At 68.1% G+C, this 4763-nt stretch carries 3 protein-coding genes; all 3 read left to right on the forward strand.

What is annotated here, in order from left to right:
- Positions 1-306 precede the first annotated feature (306 nt).
- The 3 genes from I6U14_RS13985 to dnaE all read left to right on the forward strand — a co-directional run bounded on the left by I6U14_RS13985 (position 307) and on the right by dnaE (position 4720).
- Positions 307-492 carry a hypothetical protein gene (locus I6U14_RS13985; protein WP_296900130.1) on the forward strand — a complete coding sequence of 62 codons (186 nt, stop codon included), beginning with the start codon at positions 307-309 and terminating at the stop codon, positions 490-492.
- Positions 493-658: 166 nt separating this feature from the next.
- Positions 659-838 carry a hypothetical protein gene (locus I6U14_RS13990; protein WP_296900131.1) on the forward strand — a complete coding sequence of 60 codons (180 nt, stop codon included), beginning with the start codon at positions 659-661 and terminating at the stop codon, positions 836-838.
- Positions 839-1024: 186 nt separating this feature from the next.
- The gene (gene dnaE, locus I6U14_RS13995; RefSeq protein ID WP_296900132.1) at positions 1025-4720 is read left to right on the forward strand and encodes a DNA polymerase III subunit alpha; all 3696 of its coding nucleotides are present in this window, start codon (positions 1025-1027) and stop codon (positions 4718-4720) included.
- Positions 4721-4763 lie beyond the last annotated feature (43 nt).

Here is a 4763-nt window from a genome sequence, read left to right on the forward strand (position 1 = left end):
CGACGTAGCTTGCGCGGTCGGTTGGGTGTTGGTCCGGGCGGCCCCGGGGGCAAGTGGGCCGGCGGGTGCGGTCGCCGGGAAGCGGGACGCCGCCGGCGCCCGGCGTCTGTGTCGGATGGTGCAGCTCGCGGCTGGGCCGGGCGACGGCCAGCCCGCTGAGGCGCAGCGCGCAGGGCTGTGTCTGTGCGCGGGCCGGTCTGCCGCGGATGAGCCGGGGGCGGGTGCCGGGCAAGAGGCGTTGCAGGCGGAAACCCTGGGTGCGCTGGATGCCTGTGTGGTGGTTGGCGGCGAGGGGGTCCGCTGCGCGTGCCGCCGCTGGTCTACGCCTGTGTCGGCGCCGGGGTCACATTGGTGGTTCCGTACCAGGGTGAGGCGGCCGAGCTGGTCGCCCGGGAGTGCGTCGGGCTGGTGTGCCGTGACGGCGATGCCGATGTGCTCACCCAGAGCGCCAGCAAGGAGCATGCGCGCGGCCGTGAAGGCGCGGGTCTATAGCGCCTGCGGCTATGGTGTGCTACACGGTACCGGGCAGCAGGGCGTAGTGCCCTGCGCGGTCGGTGTCGCGGTTCGCGTGCCGGCCGTCGGGCACTTCCGCGCTAGGGAAGCACTAATAAATCAGCGCTTCCCTAGACGATCCTTAACGCACCTCAGGAGCAAAGCCATGCGCATCATCGAGGCGGAATCACAGGTTCTCGCGGATCTCAAGGACGAGGGTCGGGTGGTGACGGAGCGCAGCTTTCCCGCCTTCACAGTCATTACGGTCCGCCACCCGACGCTCGGCAAGTTGGTGCTGGTGCAGATGCCGGACGGCAGCGGCGCGATGGTGGAGGTAGAAGAGTAGGGAGCAGTACGGCTTCTGCGCAGGCGGAAGCCCGATTGGCCGGTGGCGTCCGGCGGTAGGGGGTAGAATCGGTCTCGCCGGTGGTCGCCGCCGAACCGGTGCATACCAGCGGCGTTTCCTCCGTGCAGCCTTACGCGCGTCTGACGCGGCCGACGCCTCCCGCCACCAGCCAAGCCAGCCAGCGCCATGGAACCCAGCTTCGTCCACCTGCACCTGCACTCCGAGTATTCCCTGAGCGACGGCCTGGTGCGCGTCAAGCCGCTGGTGAAGGCGGCGGCGGCCGCCGGTATGCCTGCGGTTGCCGTCACTGACCAGACCAACCTGTTTTGCTTGGTGCGGTTCTATAAGGCGGCGCTGGGGGCGGGTGTGAAGCCCATCGCCGGTACGGAAGTCGCTGTGTGCGATCCGAACGACCCGGACAAGCCGCACCGGCTGGTGCTGCTGGTGCAGGACTTGGCCGGCTACAAGAACCTGACCCGGCTCATCTCCCGCGCCTACCTGGAGGGCCAGCACCAGGGCGTGGCGCAGGTGCAGCGGGATTGGGTGCTTGAGGCCAATCAGGGGCTGATTGCGCTGTCCGGCAGTGTCGGCGGGGACGTGGGCCGGGCGCTGGTGGGCGGACACCGGGCGGAGGCCGAGCAGCACCTGGACGCCTGGCTCGGTGCTTTCGGCGAGCGCTACTACTTGGAGCTGACCCGCACCGGCCGCGAGGGTGAGGCCGAGTGTATCGAGGCGAGCGTGGACCTTGCCATCGCCCGCGGCGTGCCGGTGGTGGCCACCAACGACGTGGCCTTCCTCAAGGCGGAGGACTTCGACGCGCACGAGGTGCGCACCTGTATCCACGGCGGCTGGACGCTCGCCGACAAGCGCCGCCCGCGCCGCCACGCCCCGGAGCAGTACTTGCGCACGCCGAAAGAGATGGCGCTGCTGTTCTCCGACCTGCCGGAGGCGTTGGAGAACACGGTGGAGATCGCCAAGCGCTGCAACCTGGAGCTCGAGCTCGGCAAGAACTACCTGCCCGCCTGGCCGGTGCCCGAGGGCATGACCATCGATGAGCTCTTCGCCGAGGAGTCGCGCAAGGGGCTGGAATGGCGCCTGGACCGGACCTTCGATCGCCGCGCGCCGGACTTCGCTGAGCAGCGCAAGCCCTATGACGAGCGTCTGCAGACGGAGCTTACCGTCATCTGCCAGATGGGCTTTCCGGGGTACTTTCTGATCGTCGCGGACTTCATCCAGTGGGCCAAGGACAACGGCATCCCGGTGGGGCCGGGGCGCGGCTCCGGTGCCGGCTCGCTGGTGGCCTATGCGCTCAAGATCACGGACCTGGACCCGCTGGAGCACGAGCTCCTGTTCGAGCGGTTTCTCAATCCCGAGCGCGTGTCCATGCCGGACTTCGACGTGGACTTCTGCATGGAGGGCCGCGACCGCGTCATCGACTATGTGGCACAAAAGTACGGCCGCCACGCCGTCTCGCAGATCATCACCTTCGGCACCATGGCGGCCAAGGCCGTGGTGCGCGACGTGGGCCGGGTGCTCGGCCATCCCTACGGCTTCGTGGACAAGATCGCGAAGATGGTGCCCTTTGAGCTCGGCATGACGTTGGAGAAGGCGCTGGAGGAGAGCGAAGACCTGGCCAACGCTTACAAGGACGACGAGGCGGTGACGGCCATCATCGACATGGCCCGTAAGCTGGAGGGCGTCGCACGGAATGCCGGCAAGCATGCGGGCGGCGTGGTCATCGCCCCTGGCGAGCTGACCGACTTCGCACCGCTCTACTGCGAGCCCGGCGGCGACAACCTGGTCACGCAATACGACAAGGACGACGTGGAGCAGGCGGGGCTGGTGAAGTTCGACTTTCTGGGCCTGCGCACGCTCACCATCATCGACTGGGCGTTGGCCACCATCAACACCGAGCGCAAGCAGGCCGGCGAAGCGCCGCTCGATATCAACCTCATCGACCCGCACGACGAACAGGCCTTCGCGCTGCTGCAGCGCTGCGAGACGACGGCGGTGTTCCAGCTGGAATCCCGCGGCATGAAGGAGCTGATCAAGAAGCTGCAGCCGGATTCCTTCGAGGATATGACCGCCCTGGTGGCCCTGTTCCGACCGGGGCCGCTGCAGTCCGGCATGGTGGAGGACTTCTGCGACCGCAAGCATGGTCGCGCCGACGTCGCCTATCCGCACCCGAAGCTCGAGCCTATCCTGAAGCCCACCTACGGCGTCATCCTGTATCAGGAGCAGGTGATGCAGATCGCCCAGGTGCTCGCAGGTTACTCGCTTGGTGGCGCCGACCTATTGCGTCGGGCCATGGGCAAGAAGAAGGTCGAGGAGATGGACAAGCAGCGCGCCATCTTCGAGCAGGGCGCGGTGGAGCGAGGCGTCGCCGCGGAGACGGCGACGTACATCTTCGACCTGATGGAGAAGTTCGCGGGCTACGGCTTCAACAAGTCGCACTCCGCGGCTTACGCGCTGGTCTCCTACCAGACGCTTTGGCTCAAGGCCCACTATCCGGCCGCCTTCATGGCCGCCGTGCTCTCGGCGGATATGGACAACACCGATAAGGTGGTCCTGCTCATCGACGAGTGCCGCCGCATGGGCCTGGAGGTGGAGCCGCCGAAGGTCAACCGCTCCGAGTACCGCTTCACCATCGACGGACCCGGGACCGTGGTCTATGGCTTGGGTGCCATCAAGGGCGTCGGCGAGTCGGCCATCGCGTCCGTCCTTGAGGCGCGCAAGAGCGAAGGCGCGTTCAAGGATCTCTGGGATCTCTGCCGGCGGGTGGACCTGCACAAGGTCAACAAGCGGGTGTTCGAGGCGCTGATCCGTGCCGGCGCGCTGGACGGGCTCGGCGCCGCGGATGAGGCCGCCGTGCGCAACGGCGAGCAGCGCGCCACGCTGATGAACCTGCTGCCGGCGGCCATACAGCTCGCCGAGCAGCACCACGAGCAGCAGGCCTCCGGCCAGGCGGACCTGTTCGGCGCCTTGCTGGCAGACCCGGCGGCTGTGGTGGGGCCGGACCCCCAGATCGCCGCCCAGACCTGGCCGGACTGGGATGAGGACGAGCGCCTGCTGGGCGAGAAAGAGACGCTTGGCCTCTATCTCACCGGGCATCCGGTGAATCGCTTCGACGCGGAGCTGAACGTCATGGTAGGCCAGCGCATCGGCGAGCTGCTCGCCTCCAACCAGGCCCTGGCCGACCCGACGGTTGCCCAGTTTCGCGGTGGCGACCGCGACCTGCGTACCGTCGCCGGGCTGGTGCATCAGCTGCAGGTGCGCAAGGGGGCGCGGGGGCGCATGGCTTCGCTGACGCTCGATGATCGCACCGGGCGCATCGAGGTCACCTGCTTCAACGACGTCTTCGAGGAGGCCCGGGAGCTGCTGCAGCCGGACGCCATCCTGGTCATCAGCGGCAACCTGCGCCCGGACGAGTACACCGGCGGCATCGGCCTCATCGCCCGCAGCGTGCAGACCCTGGAGCAGGCCCGCGCCGCCCGCGCCGAGTACCTGTCGCTGACCCTGGACCTCTCCGACCCTGCAGCGCACGCCGCGGGCGCCGAGCGCGTGCAGCAGCTGCACCAAGTGCTCCAGCCCTACAGCGGCGAGGGCACCCGGCTGCGGCTTACCTACCGCCGCCCGGGCTGCGAGGGGCGGCTGCGCCTCGGCGACAACTGGCGCGTGCAGCCGGACGACACCCTGCTGAAGCGCCTGGCCCAGCTTCTGGGCGACGACGGGGTGCAGGTCATCTACGAGCGCGAGCGGGCCGTGACCGCCCCACCGCCGCCAGTGGCGGCCCAGGCGGTCGGCCGCCCCCAACTCACACTGGTCAAAAAGGGTTCAAAAAAGGGGTCAGAGCCCTTTATTGCTTCGCAAAAAGGGCTCTGACCCCTTTTTTGAACCAGGCCGCCCGCGCTTTGCGTATCCCACC

It is taken from the genome of Thiohalocapsa sp., assembly GCF_019695415.1.
In the GTDB taxonomy this organism is placed as follows: domain Bacteria; phylum Pseudomonadota; class Gammaproteobacteria; order Chromatiales; family Chromatiaceae; genus Thiohalocapsa.

Coding starts and splice junctions, on each gene's coding strand:
- I6U14_RS13990 (WP_296900131.1), top strand. CDS start 659: ATGCGCATCATCGAGGCGGAATCACAGGTTCTCGCGGATCTCAAGGAC.
- dnaE (WP_296900132.1), top strand. CDS start 1,025: ATGGAACCCAGCTTCGTCCACCTGCACCTGCACTCCGAGTATTCCCTG.